This window comes from Psychrobacter sp. TB15 (assembly GCF_000511655.1).
Lineage (GTDB): Bacteria > Pseudomonadota > Gammaproteobacteria > Pseudomonadales > Moraxellaceae > Psychrobacter > Psychrobacter submarinus.
Genome location: NZ_AYXN01000033.1, coordinates 1 through 5,374, shown reverse-complemented (window position 1 = coordinate 5,374; position 5,374 = coordinate 1). Strand labels below are relative to the sequence as shown.

Below are 5,374 nucleotides of genomic sequence, written 5' to 3'. Positions count from 1 at the left end.
ATGAGCCAAGATTAGAAGTCGTCTTACTATTTATAGTGAAGACTTCAAGCAAGATTAAACTGAAGAGTTTGATCATGGCTCAGATTGAACGCTGGCGGCAGGCTTAACACATGCAAGTCGAGCGGAAACGATGGGAGCTTGCTCCCAGGCGTCGAGCGGCGGACGGGTGAGTAACACTTAGGAATCTACCTAGTAGTGGGGGATAGCTCGGGGAAACTCGAATTAATACCGCATACGTCCTACGGGAGAAAGGGGGCAACTTGTTGCTCTCGCTATTAGATGAGCCTAAGTCGGATTAGCTAGTTGGTGGGGTAAAGGCCTACCAAGGCGACGATCTGTAGCTGGTCTGAGAGGATGATCAGCCACACCGGGACTGAGACACGGCCCGGACTCCTACGGGAGGCAGCAGTGGGGAATATTGGACAATGGGGGCAACCCTGATCCAGCCATGCCGCGTGTGTGAAGAAGGCCTTTTGGTTGTAAAGCACTTTAAGCAGTGAAGAAGACCTAACGGTTAATACCCGTTAGCGATGACATTAGCTGCAGAATAAGCACCGGCTAACTCTGTGCCAGCAGCCGCGGTAATACAGAGGGTGCAAGCGTTAATCGGAATTACTGGGCGTAAAGCGAGCGTAGGTGGCTTGATAAGTCAGATGTGAAATCCCCGGGCTTAACCTGGGAACTGCATCTGATACTGTCAGGCTAGAATAGGTGAGAGGAAGGTAGAATTCCAGGTGTAGCGGTGAAATGCGTAGAGATCTGGAGGAATACCGATGGCGAAGGCAGCCTTCTGGCATCATATTGACACTGAGGTTCGAAAGCGTGGGTAGCAAACAGGATTAGATACCCTGGTAGTCCACGCCGTAAACGATGTCTACTAGTCGTTGGGTCCCTTGAGGACTTAGTGACGCAGCTAACGCAATAAGTAGACCGCCTGGGGAGTACGGCCGCAAGGTTAAAACTCAAATGAATTGACGGGGGCCCGCACAAGCGGTGGAGCATGTGGTTTAATTCGATGCAACGCGAAGAACCTTACCTGGTCTTGACATATCTAGAATCCTGCAGAGATGCGGGAGTGCCTTCGGGAATTAGAATACAGGTGCTGCATGGCTGTCGTCAGCTCGTGTCGTGAGATGTTGGGTTAAGTCCCGCAACGAGCGCAACCCTTGTCCTTAGTTACCAGCGGGTTAAGCCGGGAACTCTAAGGATACTGCCAGTGACAAACTGGAGGAAGGCGGGGACGACGTCAAGTCATCATGGCCCTTACGACCAGGGCTACACACGTGCTACAATGGTAGGTACAGAGGGCAGCTACACAGCGATGTGATGCGAATCTTTCAAAGCCTATCGTAGTCCAGATTGGAGTCTGCAACTCGACTCCATGAAGTAGGAATCGCTAGTAATCGCGGATCAGAATGCCGCGGTGAATACGTTCCCGGGCCTTGTACACACCGCCCGTCACACCATGGGAGTTGATTGCACCAGAAGTGGTTAGCCTAACTTAGTGAGGGCGATCACCACGGTGTGGTTGATGACTGGGGTGAAGTCGTAACAAGGTAGCCGTAGGGGAACCTGCGGCTGGATCACCTCCTTATAGACGGCATTCGCTCAGCAAGAATTCACAACAAGTTGTTCTTTAGTTTAGATTGTTTATAAGCCTTATTGTATAAAGTGATTGCTTTAGACATTAAAGGCCTGTAGCTCAGCTGGTTAGAGCACCGTGTTGATAACGCGGGGGTCGGCAGTTCAAGTCTGCCCAGGCCTACCATCTTAATGGGGCCATAGCTCAGTTGGTAGAGCGCCTGCCTTGCACGCAGGAGGTCAACGGTTCGACTCCGTTTGGCTCCACCACTCTTATAAACAAGTGTATAAATAGAACTAAGTAATCGTAGATGATTATTTACTTCTGTTTTATACAGAACCTATCATCTGACGAAGAGATAGGAACTATTTAAAAACATAGATATGAGTCTGGGTTAGCAATAACATTTCACGTGTTATTGCTAACCTGAAGATTAGCCTTTTAACGACATTGTTTGTTATCCCAAGGGCTAATCTTCAAAGTAAAGAGAACTGAATCAAGCGTAAACATAGGTGATATCGTTATAATTGCGACAAACAACCATGTTAAGAACTGGATTTATCCAGTAGTAAAATACCTCGAATTACTTCGAGGCTACTTTTACTACTAATAGAGCTAAGCTTAACAATTAACCAAGACTACTTGGGGTTGTATGGTCAAGTAATTAAGCGCACATGGTGGATGCCTTGGCAGTCAGAGGCGATGAAAGACGTGACAGCCTGCGATAAGCTTCGGGGAGGCGGCAATATCCTGTGATCCGGAGATTTCTGAATGGGGAAACCCACCTAGCATAAGCTAGGTATCTTATACTTTGTATAAGAAGCGAACGAGGGGAAGTGAAACATCTCAGTACCCTTAGGAAGAGACATCAATTGAGATTCCCCAAGTAGCGGCGAGCGAACGGGGAGAAGCCGATTATCTTTAGAATAGAAGAACAGCGTGGGAAAGCTGACCATAGTAGGTGATAGTCCTGTATTTTAAATTCTGAAGATAACATATTAAGTAGAGCGGGGCACGAGAAATCCTGTTTGAAGATGGGGGGACCATCCTCCAAGGCTAAATACTCCTGACTGACCGATAGTGAACCAGTACCGTGAGGGAAAGGCGAAAAGAACCCCTGTGAGGGGAGTGAAATAGAACCTGAAACCGTGTGCGTACAAGCAGTGGGAGCCACCTTGCGTGGTGACCGCGTACCTTTTGTATAATGGGTCAGCGACTTATATTCTGTAGCAAGGTTAACCGTTAGGGGAGCCGTAGGGAAACCGAGTCTTAATAGGGCGTCATAGTTGCAGGGTATAGACCCGAAACCGAGTGATCTATCCATGAGCAGGTTGAAAGTGCCGTAACAGGCACCGGAGGACCGAACCCACTGTCGTTGAAAAGCCAGGGGATGACTTGTGGATAGGGGTGAAAGGCTAATCAAACTCGGTGATAGCTGGTTCTCCCCGAAAGCTATTTAGGTAGCGCCTCGGACGAACACCATTGGGGGTAGAGCACTGTTTCGGCTAGGGGGTCATACCGACTTACCAAACCGATGCAAACTCCGAATACCGATGAGTGATATCCGGGAGACACACAGTGGGTGCTAACGTCCATTGTGGAGAGGGAAACAACCCAGACCGCCAGCTAAGGCCCCAAATTCCTAGTTAAGTGGGAAACGAGGTGGGAAGGCATAGACAGCTAGGAGGTTGGCTTAGAAGCAGCCATCCTTTAAAGAAAGCGTAATAGCTCACTAGTCGAGTCGGCCCGCGCGGAAGATGTAACGGGGCTCAAACTAGGAGCCGAAGCTGCGGATTTGAAAATTGTTTTCAAGTGGTAGGGGAGCGTTGTGTAAGCCTGTGAAGGTGTGTTGTAAAGCATGCTGGAGGTATCACAAGAGCGAATGCTGACGTGAGTAACGATAATGCGAGTGAAAAGCTCGCACGCCGGAAGATCAAGGGTTCCAGTCCAACGTTAATCGGGGCTGGGTGAGTCGACCCCTAAGGCGAGGCCGAAAGGCGTAGTCGATGGGAAATCGGTTAATATTCCGATACTTGTTTATGATGCGATGGAGGGACGGAGAAGGTTATGTCAGCCTAGTGATGGTTATCTAGGTGAAAGGATGTAGGCTTGCAGCTTAGGTAAATCCGGGCTGCTATATGGTCGAGATCTGATAGCAAGTCCTACTTGTAGGACGAAGTGGCAAATACCAGGCTTCCAGGAAAAGCTTCTAAGCGATAGTCATAAACGAATCGTACCCTAAACCGACACAGGTGATCAGGTAGAGAATACCAAGGCGCTTGAGAGAACTCTGCTGAAGGAACTAGGCAAAATGGTACCGTAACTTCGGGAGAAGGTACGCTATTGGTGGTGATAGGACACGCTCCTTGAGCTGCTGGTAGTCGCAGATACCAGGCTGCTGCAACTGTTTATTAAAAACACAGCACTCTGCAAACACGAAAGTGGACGTATAGGGTGTGATGTCTGCCCGGTGCTGGAAGGTTAATTGATGGGCTTAGCGTATGCGAAGGTCTTGATCGAAGCCCCAGTAAACGGCGGCCGTAACTATAACGGTCCTAAGGTAGCGAAATTCCTTGTCGGGTAAGTTCCGACCTGCACGAATGACATAATGATGGCAGCGCTGTCTCCAGCAGAGACTCAGTGAAATCGAAATCGCAGTGAAGATGCTGTGTACCCGCGGCTAGACGGAAAGACCCCGTGAACCTTTACTACAGCTTTACATTGAACTTTGACCTGACTTGTGCAGGATAGGTGGGAGGCTTTGAAGCAGACACGCCAGTGTTTGTGGAGCCATCCTTGAAATACCACCCTGGTCATGTTGGGGTTCTAACTCAGGTATAACAATACCGAGGACAATGTATGGTGGGTAGTTTGACTGGGGCGGTCTCCTCCTAAAGAGTAACGGAGGAGTACGAAGGTGCGCTCAGACCGGTCGGAAATCGGTCGAAGAGTATAAAGGCAAAAGCGCGCTTAACTGCGAGACCCACAAGTCGAGCAGGTACGAAAGTAGGTCTTAGTGATCCGGTGGTTCTGTATGGAAGGGCCATCGCTCAACGGATAAAAGGTACTCTGGGGATAACAGGCTGATACCGCCCAAGAGTTCATATCGACGGCGGTGTTTGGCACCTCGATGTCGGCTCATCTCATCCTAGGGCTGAAGCAGGTCCTAAGGGTATGGCTGTTCGCCATTTAAAGAGGTACGCGAGCTGGGTTTAGAACGTCGTGAGACAGTTCGGTCCCTATCTACCGTGGGCGTTGGAAATTTGAGAGGATCTGCTCCTAGTACGAGAGGACCAGAGTGGACGAACCACTGGTGTTCGGGTTGTCATGCCAATGGCATTGCCCGGTAGCTACGTTCGGATGGGATAACCGCTGAAAGCATCTAAGCGGGAAGCCCACCTCAAGATTAGATTTCCCTAAAGAGCCGTTCAAGACTAGGACGTTGATAGGCAGGGTGTGGAAGCGCAGCGATGCGTGTAGCTAACCTGTACTAATTGCTCGTTTGGCTTGACCATACAACACCCAAGTGGTTTGTAGCTATCTATCAGAACTTGGTTCTATAGTTAGACAAGCATTATATCGATATCACCTTTATCCTTGATTCAGTTAGGATAAGTGATACTTATTAAAAGTCACACAACAGACTCATATCTAAACCCCTTTGCTGACGACAATAGCACGATGGCACCACCTGATCCCTTCCCGAACTCAGAAGTGAAACATCGTTGCGCCAATGGTAGTGTGGCTCCGGCCATGTGAGAGTAGGTCATCGTCAGCTCTCTATTCCTAAAA

2 tRNA genes and 3 rRNA genes are annotated in these 5,374 nt (G+C 49.2%); all 5 read left to right on the top strand.

Features of this window, described 5'->3' with window-relative positions:
- Positions 1-56: 56 nt before the first annotated feature.
- Positions 57-1,594, top strand: a 16S ribosomal RNA gene (locus W234_RS0108000).
- A gap of 97 nt (positions 1,595-1,691) precedes the next feature.
- Positions 1,692-1,768: transfer RNA gene (locus W234_RS0107995), tRNA-Ile, on the top strand.
- A 7-nt stretch (positions 1,769-1,775) separates the two neighbouring features.
- Positions 1,776-1,851 (top strand) — tRNA-Ala (locus W234_RS0107990).
- Between the two features lie 385 nt (positions 1,852-2,236).
- Positions 2,237-5,097, top strand: a 23S ribosomal RNA gene (locus tag W234_RS0107985).
- Between the two features lie 148 nt (positions 5,098-5,245).
- A 5S ribosomal RNA gene (rrf, locus tag W234_RS0107980) occupies positions 5,246-5,360 on the top strand.
- Together the 16S, 23S and 5S rRNA genes with 2 tRNA genes alongside form the textbook arrangement of a ribosomal RNA operon.
- Positions 5,361-5,374 lie beyond the last annotated feature (14 nt).